Origin of the sequence: Knoellia sinensis KCTC 19936 (assembly GCF_000768705.1) — a bacterium.
GTDB lineage: Bacteria > Actinomycetota > Actinomycetes > Actinomycetales > Dermatophilaceae > Knoellia > Knoellia sinensis.
Window position 1 is genome coordinate 1 of sequence record NZ_AVPJ01000011.1, and the last position, 15,288, is coordinate 15,288.

Sequence of the window (15,288 nt, forward strand, 5' to 3'; positions counted from 1 at the left end):
CCAATCCCCACCACTCCCCGGGGCTCTGTCGTAGGTCCAGCCGCCGGACGGCTCTCAGGATCGATCCGGGTTTTTCGGTTCCAGGATGGAACCACCATTAATGTCGCGAATGGGCGGGACTTGCCCGGATTTCTGCGGGTGGCACGTGCTGCGCAAGATCGCCCGCGCGCTTAGAAGCGCTCGTAGTTGGGAAGGCTGAAGTGTCACTTAGTCGGGTCTACGCCACACTCGGCGGTGCATGTTGTGTGATCTCGGCGTATCTCGTAGCCCTTGCCAAGGAGCCGCTGCCCTGGTCGGCCCTGATCGCCTTGGGCGCGACTTCGTTAGGGGCGATGATTCACGCCATCGGTTCGGCCATTGGTCGACTTTCATACCGCATGGATGACCGAAGGTCGAATCGCTTTCGCGACATATTCGGACATCCGTCCAGAGCGACGATGATCGTCGGCGCTGGCCTAGGTGTAGTCGCTTGGGCGCTGCTGCTGATTGGCGTTGCCGCGCCGAGCCAAGGGGTCCCCTATTCGGACGGTCCGGAGAATTGCCAGTATTATCTTGCTGATGCCGGAAAGCGAAAGTGCGTACCACTTTCCGAATACCAACAGGAGCTCGCTACGCAGACCTCTCTGGGGTTCGCTGCCGCGGGTTTCTTTTTTGCGTTGAGCAGCATCGTGGTGATGAGTCGTGCCCAGCGCCGGGAAAGCGCCATCGCATTGACAGGCGGGTAAAGCGGCCTCATCAAGTCGAAGGCGTAGGTGGCTTCGGTCCCCACCCAACCCCTCGATTTTAGAGCCTACGGGCACATCGACCGGATGGCCGCGACAGTCCATGATGGCGCGATGAGCGACGTCGACCTCACTGATCCTGCCCTCATCGACGACCCCTATCCGACACTGGCGGAGTGGCGGTCCCAGGGCCCCATGCTGCGGGCGCAGGACGGTCGGTGGGTCGCGACGACCCATGCGGCGGTGGGCGCCACCCTCCGCGATCGAGCCCTGGGTCGGATCTGGTCCGACTGGCAGCCGGTCGAGGAGATGGAGCCCTTCAACTTCCTGCACCGCAACCAGCTCATGGAGAACGAGCCACCGGAGCACACGCGGATGCGGCGCCTCCTCGCCGGTGCCTTCGCCAAGGGGCACGTCGAGCGCATGCGACCACGGATCGAGGAGCTGGCCGAAGCGATGCTCGACGACCTCGACCCAGACCCCGCCCGCCCGCTCGACATCCTCGCCACCTACGCCGAGCCGATGCCGGTCTTCGTCATCGCCGACCTACTCGGGGTCCCGCGTGAGGACCACGTCCGGCTGAGGGACTGGTCGCAGGCGATCGTCCACATGTATGAGCAGGGCGTCGACGAGACCACGCGCCAAGCAGCCGTCCGCGCCAGTGTCGACTTCGCGGCCTACGTCCGCGAGGTCATCGAGATGCGCCGCGAACGCCCCGGGGAGGACCTCGTGAGCGACCTCATCGCCGAGCGGGACGATGACGCTGCCGGCTTCACCGATGACGAGCTTGTGGCGACCGTCGTCCTGCTGCTCAACGCGGGTCACGAAGCCTCGGTCAACACCTTCGGCAATGGCCTCGTCTCGCTCCTCCATCACCCCGACCAGCTGCGTCGGATCACGTCCGGTGAGGTCAGCGCGGCAACGGCGCTCGAGGAGCTCATCCGCTTTGACGCGCCGCTGCAGATGTTCGAGCGGACGGCCACCCAGGACGTCGAGATCGCGGGCGCGAACATCCGGGCAGGGGAGACGGTCGCCTGCCTCATGGGGTCGGCCAATCGTGACGCGGACGTCTTCGGCGACGACTCCCTCACCGGCGCCGACGCCTTCGACGTGTCCCGTGACCCCAACCCGCACGTCGGCTTCGGGCTGGGCCGGCACTTCTGCCTCGGCGCGCCCCTGGCCAGGGTCGAGCTCGAGGTCACACTCCGCCGGCTCCTCGCCCGCTTCCCCTCGATCGCCCTCTCCGACACCCCTCCCCGCCGGCCGACGTGGGTGCTGCGCGGCTACGAGTCAGTCCCCGTGAACCTCACCTTCGCCTGAGCGCACCTCTGAAGAGTCTCCGTATGCCGTCCGCTCGCCTTCACGTGAAGGCGGGCGGACGGCATACGAAGGCTTTGAAGCGCCGAGACAACGGGCGTGGTCAGCCCAGCAGGGAGTGCTGGAGCGCAGCGACGAGCCACTCCACGTACTGGTCGTGCGTCCAGTCGTAGGTGTTCACGAGGCTCTCGTATGTGGCAAAGGAACCGAGGGTGACGATGATGTCTGCAGCGCGCTCCGGCGTCAGGCCCACCTTGAGCGCTCGTCGCTCGTCGAGGAGGCGCGCGAAATCTGTGAGGCCCGCATGCCGCACCGCCTCCTGTTCGGCCTGCATTGCCCGCAACTCAGGCTCCGACTCGGCGGCGGTGGCGAGGACCCTGAGCAGTGGGCCGACTCGTGCCCAGATGCCTGGCTGCGTCTTGGCATAGAGCCGCAACTGTTGGGCCGGATCCGGCTCCTCTGTGATGGCGCGAATGGCAGGACGCTCCACGACGGGGACCTCCCCGCGCGCCACGCCGCCGGCCACGGCAGCTGTCACGGACGCGGCGAGCAGCCCCGCCTTGCCGGGGGCAGCCCGGTAGACCGTCTTGAGCGCAACACCGGCTCGTGCGGCGATGTCAGGGACGGTGGCGCCGACGTAGCCCAACTCCAGGAAGGCTTCGGTGGCTGCCAGCACGACACGGGCGCGCGTCGCCTGCGCCTGGCTCCGGCGGGACGTGGCGTCGTAGCGGCGTTTGGGTCTTGCGTTCTCCAACATTGAGGAGAATGATAGTGCCATCAATACGTCGCCACTGAGGACGACGCGCCCGGAAGGAGAGGCGAGATGGGACTCGACAACAAGACGGCGGCCCGGCGGGTTCTGGAAGAGGTCTTCCCCGCCAACGATCAGGAGGCGTTGCGCGACCTCGTGAGCGACCAGTTCGTCAATCACGAGGCGCCAGAAGGGACTCCACCCGGACTGCAGGGCATCACGATGTTCATGGACATCCTCAATCGGGCGTTCAGTGACCAGCATTGGGAGATCCACGACGTCATCGCCGAGGGTGACAAAGTGGTGATCCGTTGCACCCACAGCGGTGTGCACACCGGTGAGTACTTCGGACTGCCCGCCTCTGGGCGGCGGTTCGCCTACAAGCAGATGCACATCCTGCGCATGGCCGACGGCAAAGGCGCCGAGCACTGGGCCGTCCGCGACGACGCCACGCTGATGAGACAACTCACTGCCTAGCGTGCAGAGTCGACGCTGGCTGCGGCTGGGTTACTCGTTGACGAGGGTGGTCTGGTGCCGGACGGCGGCATCGATGAGTTCGCGGAGTTCCGGTCGGTCGAGGTCCTCGTGTCGGGTCACCTTGAGGCTCCGCATCGAGAGCGTCCCGGAGACCTGCGTGCCGCCCGCCTCGGGCAGCAGACCGGCGGGGTCCGGCAGTTCGCCGCCGTTGTAGAAGCCGAGCGTGGCGTGCTTCTTGAACGTCATGAGATAGGCGAACTGCTCGGTGAACTTCTTGGGGCCGACGCCCCAGCCGATGGAACGCTGCTTCGGCCACACGACCTCCACCGTGTCCGGATAGACGTCATAGACCAGCGCGCGGACAGCGATCGCCAGCTCTTGGACTTCAGCCGGCGAGGTTGAGATGGCGTCCCGGAACTCTGAGTCGTGGGTGCGCCCGTCCCGATTGACGACCCCTGCTGCCTCTGCCACGTCGATCTCCCTATCTCGTGTGCCGTGGAACGCCTTCGCTCCCACGTTACGGGCCTGGAGCGACCGGCGATTGGGGCGCCTGCTGCGCGCCGCACCGCGGGCGATTCGCTGCGTTGTGACCGCTCAACAGGCCTCCGGCCTGCCTTCGCGTCCGCGCCTTGCGATTCATCCCGCGGATGCGACGCTCGCGACGGCGTCCCAGTCGCCGGTCGCTCCTACGGCGCCCGGGAGATCGTGACGTCGGCGGCGCCGTCCGACAGATCGAAGGCCGCTGCGTCGTCCACAGTCATCCGGGCCAGCGGGATCAGCCCAGGCTCGGGCACGGGTGTGCCAGCGCGCTTGTGGTACACCGCGATTCCGTTCGTCGGTGGCCAGTAGACGAGCTCACCGATCTCGTATGCCGTCCGGCGCGGTGCGTCGTCCGTCAGGTCCGTCGGTAGTCCGGTTCCGTACGCCTCCCGGCCGAGCATGTCGCCCATCCGCATCGTGAGGGGCAGAAGTGCCGCGAACTCTCGTGAGGTGGCGTTGTCGACCATCGTCGCGTCGATGACCGTGTCGTTCACTGTCAGGCGTAGGGCCTGCCCCTCGACACTTCCGGACTCGTCAGTCGCGGACGAAGTGCCGGTCGAACCAGACGGGCTCGCCGACTCGATCGAACTCGTCGGGGCAGTCGCCCCCGGGACGGGCTCCCCGCCCTGGCTGCATCCAGCCAGGGCGAGGAGAGCCGCGCCCACCACAAGGGCGGGAGTGCGCCAGCGCATCCTCGGCTCGCTCATCGGTCGGCGAAGGTCAGCACGACCTTGCCCACCGCGTCGCCGGGGCGGAGCCGGTCGGCGGCCTTCTGGAAGTCCGCGATGTCGACAGTGGAGTCGATGACTGGCCGGATCTCCCCACGCTCAAGAGCGGGCAGCACGTCCGCCCGCAATCCCTCGAGGATCGGCACCGTCTCCCAGTCGCGCGAGAAGCCGAACGACACACCATGCAGGTGAGGTGCCGATACGACAGGGCGTCCAGGTCGATCGTCGAGGCCGGGCCGGCGAGGCGACCGATGTTCACGACATGGCCGTCCTCAGCGGTGGCGGGCAGGCACTGCGCGAAGGTCTCACCGGCGACGTGGTCCAACACGACATCGACGCCCTTGCCGTCCGTGGCTGCCAGTACGGCCTCGGTGAGGTCCTCCTCGTCCGTCACCATCACGACATCGGCACCGACACCGACCAGCAGTTCCTTCTTGGCCCCACCGCGAGTCGTCGCGATGATGCGCGACGCACCTACCGCCTTCGCGATCTGGACACCGATGAGCCCGATCCCGGTCGTGGCACCGGTGACCAGCACGCTCTGACCGGCCTCGAAGCCTGCGACCCGCAGCGCGCCGAACTCGGTGAGCAGAGCCGTTGGCAACGCACAGGCCACCTCCGGAGCCAAGCGCGCCGGCCGCGGCAGCACGAACCGATGGTCAGCCACGACGTACTCGGCGAACGCCGACGGGAAGGTGCCCATCACGAGGTCGCCAACCTGCCACGCACCCGCGTCCGCTCCGAGCGCATCGACCTCGCCGGCATACTCAAATCCGGCGATGAACTGCTCACCGGACCCACCGCTGGAGGGGTCCGCCTCGGCGAGCATCGGCAGGTCGGCGTTGTTGGTTGCGCTGGCCCGGTTGCGGATCAGCACCTGCCCGGGGGCCGGCTGCGGGACTGGCACGTCGGCCAGCACCCACTCGGGGCCGCGACCGGACACGAGCGCGCGCATCGTCTCAGTCATCTGCGATCCCGCCGCTCACTTGCCGCTGTAGACGGGGAAGGCGCTGTGCTCGCCGTAGTCGGCCGCGCGCATCCAGCGCAGCGTCTCCATGTCCTCGTCGGAGATGACGAAGTCGACCTGGGCGTTGGAGCGCATGTGCTCCGGGTTCGAGGTCTTGGGCAGCGACACAGTGCCGAGCTGCAGCGTGTAGCGGATGCCGAGCTGCGGCACCGTCACGCCATAGCGCTCAGCCATCGCCTGCACCTCGGCGTTCTTGAGCATCTCGCCGTGCGCGATCGGCGAATACGCCTGCACGAGAATGCCGTTCGCCTGGCAGTAGTCGATGAGCTCACTGGGCGTGTTGCCCACGTGGACGAGGACCTGGTTCACGTGCGGTGCGACCGTCGCCGACGACATCACGTTCTCCAGGTCGGACTGCTGGAAGTTCGAGACGCCGATCGACCGCAGCTTGCCGGCCTTGTGCGCATCCTCCAGGGCGCGCCACGCCTCCCGGTTCCCCTCCGCGTAGTCGCCACCGCGGAAGTCGTCCCACGGCTGAGGGCTGTGGATGAGCATCAGATCGATGTGGTCCAGGCCCATCGTCGCGAGCGACTCGTCGATCGCCAGAGCCGCGGAGTCGTAGTCCTTGATCTCGGCCGCGAGTTTGGTCGACACGAAGAGCTCGTCACGAGCGACGCCGCTCGTGCGCACCCCCTCGCCGACGCCGCGCTCGTTGCCGTAGGCCTGCGCCGTGTCGATGTTGCGATAGCCGGCTGCGACCGCGTCGCGCACAACCTGCGCGGCCACGTCGTCGTCGATGAACCACGTGCCGAGTCCCAGCTTCGGGATCGTCACTCCGTTGGACAGGCCATAGGTCTCGTTGAGAATTGCCATGCCTCCATGCTCGAACCCAGAGCCGAATCTGTGCAGAGGAAGGATTCATCCGGGGAGGGATTCCTCCCCCTCAGGGATCGGCGATCGGCTGCGACACTCGAACGATGAGCCGCGACCCGAAGCAGAACGAGCTCGGCACCTTCCTCAAGGCCCGCCGTGCCGAACTGTCACCTCGCGATGCGCTGTTGCCGGAGGGTGTCGGCGCGCGTCGCGTCGCCGGACTCCGCCGCGAGGAGGTCGCCCAACTCGCCTCGATCAGCACCGACTACTACACCCGCATCGAGCAGGGCCGCATCCAGGCGTCGGCACCCGTCCTTGGGCAACTCGCGGACGCGCTGCAACTCGATGAGGACCAGCGCCGCTATCTCTTCAGCCTGGCCGGCAAGACCTCGACGAGGACACCTCGGCAGTCCATCCAGAAGGTCAAGCCGCAACTCCGCCGCCTCATGGACGACCTGTCTGCCACCCCCGCGATCGTCATGGGACGACGGATGGACGTCCTCGCGTGGAACCGGCTGGCCGCAGCGATGATCACCGACTTCGGACAGGTGCCAGCGAAGCACCGCAACTACGTCCGCATCCTCTTCACCGACCCCGCGATGCGCACGCTCTATCAGGACTGGGAGTCGGTCGCCAAGACCGCCGTCGCCCAACTGCGCATGCAGGCCGCCAAGAACCCCGCCGATCCACGCCTGACCGCGCTGGTCGGCGAGTTGTCGGTGCACGATCCCCAGTTCGCCCAGTGGTGGGCCGCCCGCAACGTCGCCAGCCTGAGCACCGGCACCAAGACCCTCGTCCACCCGATGGTGGGCGAGTTGGTCCTCGACTGGGACACCCTTGCCGACGTCGCCGATGCGGACCAGCAACTGGTCGTGTGGACGGCGGCACCCGACAGCGCCACGCACGAGGCCCTGCGCATCCTCGCCTCGTGGACCGCAGCTGACTCCGCAAACGCCCCGAGCGAGCGAACGCAGTCTTGACCGTCGCTCGCCTCCGGCGAGACATGCACGTGGGTATGCCGTCCGCTCGCCTCCGCGCGTGCGCCTCGGGCCCGTTCAGGCGGTGTAGCGGGGGCGGGTGACGATCAGTGCAGCGGCGCTGACGGCCGCGAAGATGCCGTCCGGGACCCAGGTGCCGAGGAGCGCTGCATGGGCGAGGAAGAACGCCGGCAGCACCCACAGCGCCAACCAAGCCCATCGTTCGCCCGAGTTGATGCCAGCGGTGGCCAGGGCGATGACCAGCACGCCCAGAGCCGCGCCCCCGGTGGCAATGAGGGCATTGGCATCGCTGGGGAAGGCGTCCGCGCCTGCGGCCGCATAGACAGAGGCGTAGAAGACGATGGTCAGCAGGCCGAAGATCACCATGAGGCCTTGGGCCGAGCGCTGAATGGCGGTCATGAGAGTCCCTTTCGATTCGTGGAGTGGGCGTCTCGGACGCTAGGGAGATGGCCGCACCTGGTACCACGTGGTTGACCGCAGTTGTGGCGCTTTTACGGTCGACCGCAGGGTGGGCAGCGCCCGTCGGGGCCACACTTGAGGCGTGCTCCAGATCCTCATCGCGCCCGCCTGCTTCCTCGTGGCGGGACTGATCGGCCACCTGCTGGGTACGCCCGCGCGAGTGGCAGGCGGGCTGGCGGCCCTGGGATCTGCCCACCTCCTCGCCTTCCTCGGTGCCGGGCAGGCCCTCGCCTCGGACGGAGCCATGGCCGGATGGGTCCATGTCGCGTCGCAACTGCTGTTCGTCGGCGGCTTCGTGGCGCTGGTGTGGCTTGCTGCGGCGTACCCAGACGAGAAGCCGTCGCCAAAGGTGGTGACCGCGGCTGCCCTGCTGGCAGTCACCGGGCCAGTTCTGGCTGCGATGTCAGGCCCGACGCCGAGCATCATCGACGCCGACCGTGAGTTGGGGCCTGTCGTGCAACTCCTTCCGGAGGGAGTCGCCAATCTCGGGGGGCTGGCGCTCGTGCTCCTGCCGGTGCTCGCGCTCGTCCTCTTCGTCGTGCGCTACCGCAGGGCGGGGGCCGACGATCGCGCCGCCATGCGTTGGCCCATTGCGGGCCTGGGCGTCGTCGCCGGACTTGTCCTTCTCGGGGTGGTGGCTGGCTCGCGATACGACAACGCCGTCACGTGGATGTGGCTGCTCGCTGCGCCGGTCCTTCCGCTGACCCTCGCGCTCGGACCCGTCCTGCGCCGTCTCGACTCCATGACCGGAGAGCTCGCGCACCTGCGGGACGCGGCACGTCGCCCACCCAGACCCGAGGCCACGCCAGAGGCTCTCGCTCGGTTGACCCCCCGGGAGCTGACCGTGCTCAGGGCCATGGCCGAAGGCCTGTCCAATCCGGAGATCGCCAAGAGCATGCACCTGTCCCTCTCCTCGGTCGAGAAGCACGCCACCTCGATCTTCCGGAAGTTCGGTCTGACCGACGCGACTCAAGGACACCGTCGCGTGTCCGCCGTGGTCACGTACCGAGACGCCGTGGAGTCAGCGCGCGACGAGCGTCAGGACGAGGTGCGGCCGTAGAACAGCTCGGACGTCAGGTCGCTGAGTTTCATGTCGGGGCGCTCGCCGTAGGTCAGCACTGAGTTGATCCGTGGGGTGTCGCCCTGGATCGGCGTGACCTGGTGCAGTGCGTGCTCGCCGCGGAAGAAGGCCATGGTGCCCGGCGCGCTCGGCAGCACCTTGAGAGGGCTGCGGTCACCCTGAAGGACCGCCTGGACGCCCTCATAGTTCTCATCGCTGTCGGACCGGAGCCCGGGGGCGTACTCGAAGTTGCCGCCCTCCTGCGCCTGCTGATACATCACCGTCACCGAGAACTCGCTGTTGTCGAAATGCCATCCGAGCTCCTCGCCCGGGTGGAACGCGGTGACCTGCAGCGCATCCAGTGGGTCAGCGCTGCGATAGAGGACCGGCCGCCCAAGGGCTGCGGCGATGAAGGCGGTGAGGTCGTCGCTCTCGTAGAGCCGCCGCATCGGCGCGTCACTCGGGATGTAGTCGTAGGCGATTCCATGCTTTGCCGAACGCACCTGGTGGGCGCGGGGATGCTCAGCCGGCACGCTCTCGTCCACTGGCTCGAAATAGATGGTGTGGGTCTGGTCCGAGGCCCACGCCTTGGGCCCGAGTCGTCCGGCGAGTTCGACCATCGCCTGCACGGCCTCGGGGCGGATGAATCCCTCCAGGGTGCACACACCGTCCTTCGCCAGTGCGGCTCGGCAGTCGTCCACGAGCCGCTGGCCGGCGTCACTGTCGAGCCGATGGATCGGGTACCGCTCCAGATCCACGACGTCTGCGTACGTGGGGCTGCTGGCGGTCTGCGTCATGGCCGTCTCCTCAGGTCGGAAGGGTTCGATTCCAGCCTGCACCCACCCCCTCGCCGGGACAACAGCATCGGGACCGGTGTCGGATCCTCGCGGCACCGGATCAGTCCGCTGCCTCACGAAATCTCCGGATTAGTCTGGCCACTGTGAGCGATCTCGACCATCTTGTCGTCGCGGCAGCGGACCTCACCGAGGGCGCCCGGTGGGTCGAGCAGCGCCTCGGCGTGACCATGGACCCAGGGGGGCAGCACGAGGTCTTCGGCACGCACAACCGCCTCCTCTCCCTCGGCCCCGACTGCTACCTGGAGGTCGTCGCCGTCGACCCGCAGGCGCCCTCCCCGGGGCGGGCGCGATGGTTCGAGCTCGACACCGAGGTGATGCGTGCCCGGCTCGCAGGTGGTCCCGCGCTCGTGCACTGGGTGGTCCGCGTCCCAGCGCTCGCAGGTGAGCACGTCATGGAGTTGGCTCGGGGGAGCAACCGGTGGGCGCTCACAGTTGAGCCAGACGGTCGTATGCCGTGGGGCGGGCTCGCGCCGTCACGCATCCTTTGGCGCACCCCACCACCGTCGTCGCTCCTGCCCGACAAGGGGATTCGTCTGGAGATGCTGAGGATCTCCACTCCCGAAGACGCCGCGATCCGTCCCCTCATCGGCGACGTGGTCGGTCCCGTCACCGTTGGACCGGGCGAACCGGGGTTGCTCGCCACGTTCTCAACCCCATCGGGTCCCGCGGCGATCGGCGGCCTCACGGCCGGTGGTGCGTGACCCGAGCGCCCAATCCACGCGCTCACGCCGGGTGAATCTGGTGGGATGGAGGCATGGTGGCCGTGGGGGAGACAGCGAACCTCGACACGATCCAGCTCCGCGGGTTGCGTCAGAACAACCTCACCGGCTTCGACCTCGATCTGCCCAAGCGCTCGCTGATCGTGGTCGTCGGCGTCTCAGGATCGGGCAAGTCGTCGCTGGTGTTCGACACCATCGCGGCTGAGGCTCAACGGCAGGTCAACTCGCAGTTCAGCGCCTTCGCCCAGAACTACCTCCCGTCCTACGGCCGCCCCGAGGCAGACCGGATCGAGAACCTCTCGGCCTGCATCGTCATCGACCAGAGCCGACTCCATGGCGGGCCGCGATCGACTCTTGCGACCATCACCGGCATCGGCGACTGGATGCGGATGCTCTGGTCCCGCGGCGCCGAGCCCTTCGTCGGCTACTCCAACGCGTTCTCCTTCAACGACCCCGCCGGCATGTGTCCCACCTGTCACGGCCTGGGCGTCCAGAAGATCCTCGACGTCGACGCGTTCCTCGACGAGTCGCGTTCCCTGCGCGAGGGCCCGTTCAACCACCCCGACTATCAGCCGGGCAAGCTCACCTGGCGTCGCTTCGCCGACAGCGGTCTCTTCGACGTCGACGTCCCCATCGAGCACTACACGGCCAAGGAGCGCCACCGCCTCCTCGAGGCCCAGCCCGGTGAGGTCGAGACCACCGGCGCCCACGCACTGCCCGGCCCCTATGAGGGTGTCCTCGTCAGGTTCCGACGAATCGAGCTCACCAAGGACCCCGCGTCCCTCAAGGGCGAGGCCAAGAAGGCCTACGAGCGGCTCGTCACCCAAGGACCCTGCACGGAGTGCGAGGGCACGAGACTCAACGCGGCTGCACGGAAGGCGACGGTGGGCGGACTCACTCTGCCGACGGCATACGGAATGCAGGTCAACGATCTCGCGACTCTCATGGCGACCTGGGATCTCGGATCACTGGCTCCTCTCGCAACCGACGTGGTCACGCAGCTCACGAGGCTCGGGGACCTCGGCCTCGGCTACCTCCACCTCGCCCGCGAGACCGGGACGCTCTCCGGTGGGGAGGCGCAGCGCGTCAAGATGGTGCGGCACCTCGGCAGCACCCTCAACGACATGCTCTATGTCTTCGACGAGCCGACGACAGGACTTCACGCTCGTGACGTCGACCGGCTCGGGCAGATGCTGATCACGTTGCGGGACAAGGGAAACACCGTCCTCGTCGTCGAACACGACCCGGCCGTGATGGCGCTCGCCGACCAGATCATCGAGATCGGCCCCGGCGCTGGACACGACGGTGGCAATCTCATTCACCAAGGGTCCTTCGACGACCTCCGTGGCGCGGACACACCGACGGGCAAGGCCCTCACCGAGGGCGTGCAAGCCGCACGCGAGCCGCGCAAACCCGATGGAGCCATCCGAATCGAGGGGGCCAACAGCAACAACCTCAAGGACGTCTCGGTCGAGATCCCCACTGGCGTCCTCACCGTCGTGTCGGGTGTCGCGGGATCGGGGAAGTCCAGCCTCATTCACGGACACCTGCCTGATGCCGCGCCTGATGCGGTCATCATCGACCAGGCCCCGATCCGCGGCTCGCGTCGCTCCACCCCGGCGTCGTGGACCGGGATGCTCGACGAGATCCGCCGCATCTTCGCGCGCAGGACCGGGCAGCCCGCCGCCAGCTTCTCGCCGAACTCCGACGGCGGGTGTCGCGACTGCGAGGGGACGGGGATCAAGTTCGTCGACCTCGGCTTCACCGACGCTGTCACGACGCGGTGCGAGACGTGCCAGGGCCGGCGCTTCCGACAGGGCGTCCTCAAGTACACCGTCGACGGCCGGTCCATCGCCGACGTCTTCGAGTTGACGATGGAGGACGCCCGACAGGCCTTCACCGACAAGAAGCTCGTCGCGCTCCTCGACCGCACCATCCAGGTTGGCCTGGGCTACCTCACGCTGGGGCAGAACCTCACGACGCTGAGCGGTGGCGAGCGTCAGCGGCTCAAGCTCGCCCGCGAGCTCACCGACGACGCGCCGATCATCGTCCTCGATGAACCGACCACGGGCCTCCACATCAAGGACACCCAGCGCCTCGTCGGCCTCCTCCAGGACATGGTCGACGCAGGCCGCACCGTCATCGTCATCGAGCACGACCTCGGCGTCATCCGCGCCGCCGACCACGTCATCGACCTTGGCCCCGAAGGCGGCCACGACGGTGGGACGATCCAGTTCAGCGGGACGGTCGACGAACTTCTCGAGACCGACACCCACACCGCCCGAGCTCTGCGAGCCGTCGCAGCAGAGTGATACCCCGAGGGGGTATCATGGTGAACCTGACGCCGGACTGACCGCCGCCACGGTTTGCGACACTGGACATCCAGACCTTCGTTCAAGGAGGACCCGGACAATGCAGCACGACCACCACGAGACCGTGGCCACGGGGCAACTCGTCACCGACCCGGTGTGCGGGATGCAGGTTGACCCGGAGACGGCACTGTCGTTGGAGCACGACGGCACGACGTACTACTTCTGCTCCGAGCGGTGCCGCGATCGGTTCCGGGAGGAGGGCCCCGACAGCTTCCTCGCTCCCGCAACCCACGACGCAGGCTCAGACGCGGGCGACACGGAGCCGGACGACGACGTCGCCGAGTGGACGTGCCCGATGCACCCGGAGATCCGTCAGCCCGGTCCGGGGTCGTGCCCGATCTGCGGGATGGCGCTCGAGCCGGTGACGATCACCGCGGACTCCGGCCCGAGCCCGGAGCTGGCCGACATGACCCGTCGCTTCTGGATCGCGACCGCCCTGACGATCCCCATCGTCATCCTCGAGATGGGCCGCCACTTCATCCCGTGGCTGCACGATCTCATCCCGACCCGCGTCTCGGTCTGGACCCAGCTGATCCTTGCCACACCCGTGGTTCTGTGGGCAGGCTGGCCCTTCTTCGTGCGTGGCTGGGCCTCGGTCCGCACGCGCAACCTCAACATGTTCACCCTCATCGCGATGGGCACGGGCATCGCCTGGCTGTTCAGCGTCGTGGCCACCCTCGCGCCGGGGATCTTCCCCGACTCCTTCCGCGACGAGGACGGCACAGTCGCCGTCTACTTCGAGGCCGCCGCGGTCATCACCACGCTGGTCCTGCTCGGCCAGGTCCTCGAACTCCGAGCTCGCGAGCAGACCTCCGGCGCCATCAAGGCACTGCTCGACCTCAGCCCCAAGACCGCCCGACGCATCACAGCCACCGGCGACGACGAGGAGATCCCGCTGGAGCACGTCCAGTTGGGTGACCGCCTCCGCGTCCGTCCCGGAGAGGCCGTGCCCGTCGATGGGAAGGTCGAGGAGGGCCGTTCCGCAGTCGACGAGTCCTTGGTGACGGGTGAGTCCATGCCCGTGACGAAGAGCAGCGGCGACCCGGTCATCGGCGGCACCATCAACGGCAGCGGGGCCTTGGTCATGCTCGCCGAGAAGGTCGGCCGCGACACGATGTTGGCCCGCATCGTCGCGATGGTCGCCGACGCGCAGCGCTCCCGTGCACCGATCCAGCGCATGGCCGACAAGGTCGCCGGCATCTTCGTGCCGATCGTCATCGTCATCGCCGTCGTGGCGTTCGCCGTCTGGGCGATCGTCGGGCCCGACCCGAAGTTCGCGCATGCGCTCGTCGTGGCAGTGGCCGTCCTGATCATTGCCTGCCCCTGTGCACTGGGCCTGGCCACCCCGATGTCGATCATGGTCGGCGTGGGTCGAGGCGCCCGCCTCGGTGTGCTGATCAAGAACGCCGAAGCCCTCGAACGCATGGAGAAGGTCGACACCATCGTCGTCGACAAGACGGGAACGCTCACCGAGGGTCGGCCCAGCGTCACGGGCATCGTCGCCACTGGCGACCGCTCGGAGGACGACCTGCTCCGCATCGCCGCCGGGGTCGAGCGAGCCTCCGAGCACCCGCTCGCGCTGGCCATCGTCGAAGCCGCGAATGAGCGTGGGCTGAAGATCCCCGACGTGACCGACTTCGACTCGCCCGTCGGTCGCGGTGCCCTCGGTACCATCGAGGGCGATCACGTCGTGATCGGCAGCGCGAAGTTCCTCGCCTCCCACGACATCGACACCAGCGAGTTGTCGGATCGCGCCGCCGAGCTGGGCGACACCGGAGCAACCGTCATCTACACCGGCATTGGTGGCCGGCTCGCCGGGTTGTTCGCGATCGCCGACCCGATCAAGGAGACCACCCCCGCTGCGCTGAAGGCGCTGCGAGAGGACGGCATCGAGGTCGTCATGCTCACTGGCGACAACCGGGTCACCGCACAGGCCGTCGCCAAGACCCTCGGCATCGACCAGGTGGAAGCAGAGGTCCTGCCCGACCACAAGAGCGACATCGTCAACAAGCTCCGAAGCGAGGGCCACGTGGTCGCCATGGCAGGGGACGGTGTCAACGACGCCCCCGCGCTCGCCGCCGCAGATGTCGGCATCGCCATGGGTTCGGGCACCGACGTCGCCATGGAGAGCGCGGGCGTCACCCTCCTCAAGGGCGACCTCACCGGCATCGTCCGGGCCCGGGAGCTGTCGCAGAAGACGATGAGCAACATCCGGCAGAACCTGTTCTTCGCCTTCATCTACAACGCCCTCGGCATCCCCATCGCCGCAGGCGTGCTCTACCCGGTCTTCGGGATCCTGCTCTCCCCGATCATCGCCGCCGCTGCCATGGCCCTCTCCAGTGTGAGCGTCATCGCCAACGCCTTGCGCCTTCGCACCCAGGCCCTTCGCTGATCGTCTCGTGGACGGCGCTCGCGCCACGCCGGCCACGTCCTCTGATTCGCGAGATC

General features: G+C 67.6%; 15 protein-coding genes and 1 pseudogene. 8 read left to right on the forward strand and 8 right to left on the reverse strand.

Translation table 11 applies throughout. The features are described 5' to 3' along the window. The first annotated feature begins 245 nt into the window (after nucleotides 1–245). Both N802_RS13550 and N802_RS13555 read left to right on the forward strand, forming a co-directional pair. The gene (locus N802_RS13550) at nucleotides 246–725 is read left to right on the forward strand and encodes a hypothetical protein (protein WP_035917267.1); all 480 of its coding nucleotides are present in this window, start codon (nucleotides 246–248) and stop codon (nucleotides 723–725) included. A 111-nt stretch (nucleotides 726–836) separates the two neighbouring features. Next, nucleotides 837–2,042 carry a cytochrome P450 gene (locus N802_RS13555; RefSeq protein WP_035917269.1) on the forward strand — a complete coding sequence of 402 codons (1,206 nt, stop codon included), beginning with the start codon at nucleotides 837–839 and terminating at the stop codon, nucleotides 2,040–2,042. 100 nt (nucleotides 2,043–2,142) lie between these two features. On the opposite strand, the gene N802_RS13560 is transcribed toward N802_RS13555, so the two are convergent. Then, the gene (locus N802_RS13560) at nucleotides 2,143–2,796 is read right to left on the reverse strand and encodes a TetR/AcrR family transcriptional regulator (RefSeq protein WP_035917272.1); all 654 of its coding nucleotides are present in this window, start codon (nucleotides 2,794–2,796) and stop codon (nucleotides 2,143–2,145) included. Nucleotides 2,797–2,862: 66 nt separating this feature from the next. Here N802_RS13560 and N802_RS13565 point away from each other — a divergent pair, with 66 nt between their 5' ends. Next, entirely contained in the window at nucleotides 2,863–3,267 is a 405-nt protein-coding gene (locus N802_RS13565) for an ester cyclase (protein ID WP_035917274.1), read from the forward strand. A gap of 30 nt (nucleotides 3,268–3,297) precedes the next feature. On the opposite strand, the gene N802_RS13570 is transcribed toward N802_RS13565, so the two are convergent. The 5 genes and pseudogenes from N802_RS13570 to N802_RS13585 form a co-directional block, all read right to left on the reverse strand. Further along, nucleotides 3,298–3,738: a DUF1801 domain-containing protein gene (locus N802_RS13570; RefSeq protein ID WP_035917277.1), complete on the reverse strand. Its 441-nt coding sequence runs from the start codon at nucleotides 3,736–3,738 to the stop codon at nucleotides 3,298–3,300. A 215-nt stretch (nucleotides 3,739–3,953) separates the two neighbouring features. Beyond that, nucleotides 3,954–4,499 (reverse strand): cyclophilin-like fold protein, encoded by a 546-nt coding sequence (locus N802_RS13575; protein ID WP_052109947.1) that lies wholly within the window; start codon nucleotides 4,497–4,499, stop codon nucleotides 3,954–3,956. Between the two features lie 11 nt (nucleotides 4,500–4,510). Then, nucleotides 4,511–4,714 carry a zinc-binding dehydrogenase gene (locus tag N802_RS21115; RefSeq protein WP_425402486.1) on the reverse strand — a complete coding sequence of 68 codons (204 nt, stop codon included), beginning with the start codon at nucleotides 4,712–4,714 and terminating at the stop codon, nucleotides 4,511–4,513. A 2-nt stretch (nucleotides 4,715–4,716) separates the two neighbouring features. Next, nucleotides 4,717–5,502, reverse strand: a pseudogene (locus N802_RS13580) (quinone oxidoreductase family protein); the annotation flags it as partial. Between the two features lie 15 nt (nucleotides 5,503–5,517). After that, nucleotides 5,518–6,375 (reverse strand): aldo/keto reductase, encoded by an 858-nt coding sequence (locus N802_RS13585; protein WP_035917281.1) that lies wholly within the window; start codon nucleotides 6,373–6,375, stop codon nucleotides 5,518–5,520. Between the two features lie 104 nt (nucleotides 6,376–6,479). Here N802_RS13585 and N802_RS13590 point away from each other — a divergent pair, with 104 nt between their 5' ends. Further along, a complete protein-coding gene (locus N802_RS13590) occupies nucleotides 6,480–7,355 on the forward strand; it encodes a helix-turn-helix domain-containing protein (RefSeq protein ID WP_035917284.1) in 876 nt (291 codons plus the stop codon). 75 nt (nucleotides 7,356–7,430) lie between these two features. On the opposite strand, the gene N802_RS13595 is transcribed toward N802_RS13590, so the two are convergent. Then, on the reverse strand, nucleotides 7,431–7,772 hold the full coding sequence (locus N802_RS13595) for a hypothetical protein (protein WP_035917287.1): 342 nt from the start codon (nucleotides 7,770–7,772) through the stop codon (nucleotides 7,431–7,433). Nucleotides 7,773–7,914: 142 nt separating this feature from the next. Here N802_RS13595 and N802_RS19555 point away from each other — a divergent pair, with 142 nt between their 5' ends. Then, the gene (locus N802_RS19555) at nucleotides 7,915–8,892 is read left to right on the forward strand and encodes a helix-turn-helix transcriptional regulator (protein ID WP_052109948.1); all 978 of its coding nucleotides are present in this window, start codon (nucleotides 7,915–7,917) and stop codon (nucleotides 8,890–8,892) included. On the opposite strand, the gene N802_RS13605 is transcribed toward N802_RS19555, so the two are convergent. Continuing rightward, a complete protein-coding gene (locus N802_RS13605) occupies nucleotides 8,871–9,689 on the reverse strand; it encodes a HalD/BesD family halogenase (protein ID WP_035917292.1) in 819 nt (272 codons plus the stop codon). The two genes, N802_RS19555 and N802_RS13605, sit on opposite strands and share 22 nt — an antisense overlap. A 143-nt stretch (nucleotides 9,690–9,832) precedes the next feature. On the opposite strand from N802_RS13605, the gene N802_RS13610 reads away from it, so the two are divergent. The 3 genes from N802_RS13610 (at nucleotide 9,833) to N802_RS13620 (ending at nucleotide 15,232) form a co-directional block, all read left to right on the forward strand. After that, nucleotides 9,833–10,450 (forward strand): VOC family protein, encoded by a 618-nt coding sequence (locus N802_RS13610; protein ID WP_156971408.1) that lies wholly within the window; start codon nucleotides 9,833–9,835, stop codon nucleotides 10,448–10,450. Between the two features lie 53 nt (nucleotides 10,451–10,503). Further along, nucleotides 10,504–12,780, forward strand: coding sequence for an ATP-binding cassette domain-containing protein (locus tag N802_RS13615; protein WP_035917295.1), 2,277 nt, complete (start codon nucleotides 10,504–10,506; stop codon nucleotides 12,778–12,780). A gap of 100 nt (nucleotides 12,781–12,880) precedes the next feature. Then, nucleotides 12,881–15,232, forward strand: a complete 2,352-nt coding sequence (locus N802_RS13620) for a heavy metal translocating P-type ATPase (protein WP_035917296.1) — start codon at nucleotides 12,881–12,883, stop codon at nucleotides 15,230–15,232. Nucleotides 15,233–15,288 lie beyond the last annotated feature (56 nt).

Excerpts from the sequence above, each read along its gene's own strand:
- N802_RS13555 (WP_035917269.1), top strand. The coding sequence starts at position 837 with ATGAGCGACGTCGACCTCACTGATCCTGCCCTCATCGACGACCCCTAT.
- N802_RS13560 (WP_035917272.1), bottom strand. The coding sequence starts at position 2,796 with ATGTTGGAGAACGCAAGACCCAAACGCCGCTACGACGCCACGTCCCGC.
- N802_RS13565 (WP_035917274.1), top strand. The coding sequence starts at position 2,863 with ATGGGACTCGACAACAAGACGGCGGCCCGGCGGGTTCTGGAAGAGGTC.
- N802_RS13575 (WP_052109947.1), bottom strand. The coding sequence starts at position 4,499 with ATGCGCTGGCGCACTCCCGCCCTTGTGGTGGGCGCGGCTCTCCTCGCC.
- N802_RS13585 (WP_035917281.1), bottom strand. The coding sequence starts at position 6,375 with ATGGCAATTCTCAACGAGACCTATGGCCTGTCCAACGGAGTGACGATC.
- N802_RS13590 (WP_035917284.1), top strand. The coding sequence starts at position 6,480 with ATGAGCCGCGACCCGAAGCAGAACGAGCTCGGCACCTTCCTCAAGGCC.
- N802_RS13595 (WP_035917287.1), bottom strand. The coding sequence starts at position 7,772 with ATGACCGCCATTCAGCGCTCGGCCCAAGGCCTCATGGTGATCTTCGGC.
- N802_RS13605 (WP_035917292.1), bottom strand. The coding sequence starts at position 9,689 with ATGACGCAGACCGCCAGCAGCCCCACGTACGCAGACGTCGTGGATCTG.
- N802_RS13615 (WP_035917295.1), top strand. The coding sequence starts at position 10,504 with ATGGTGGCCGTGGGGGAGACAGCGAACCTCGACACGATCCAGCTCCGC.
- N802_RS13620 (WP_035917296.1), top strand. The coding sequence starts at position 12,881 with ATGCAGCACGACCACCACGAGACCGTGGCCACGGGGCAACTCGTCACC.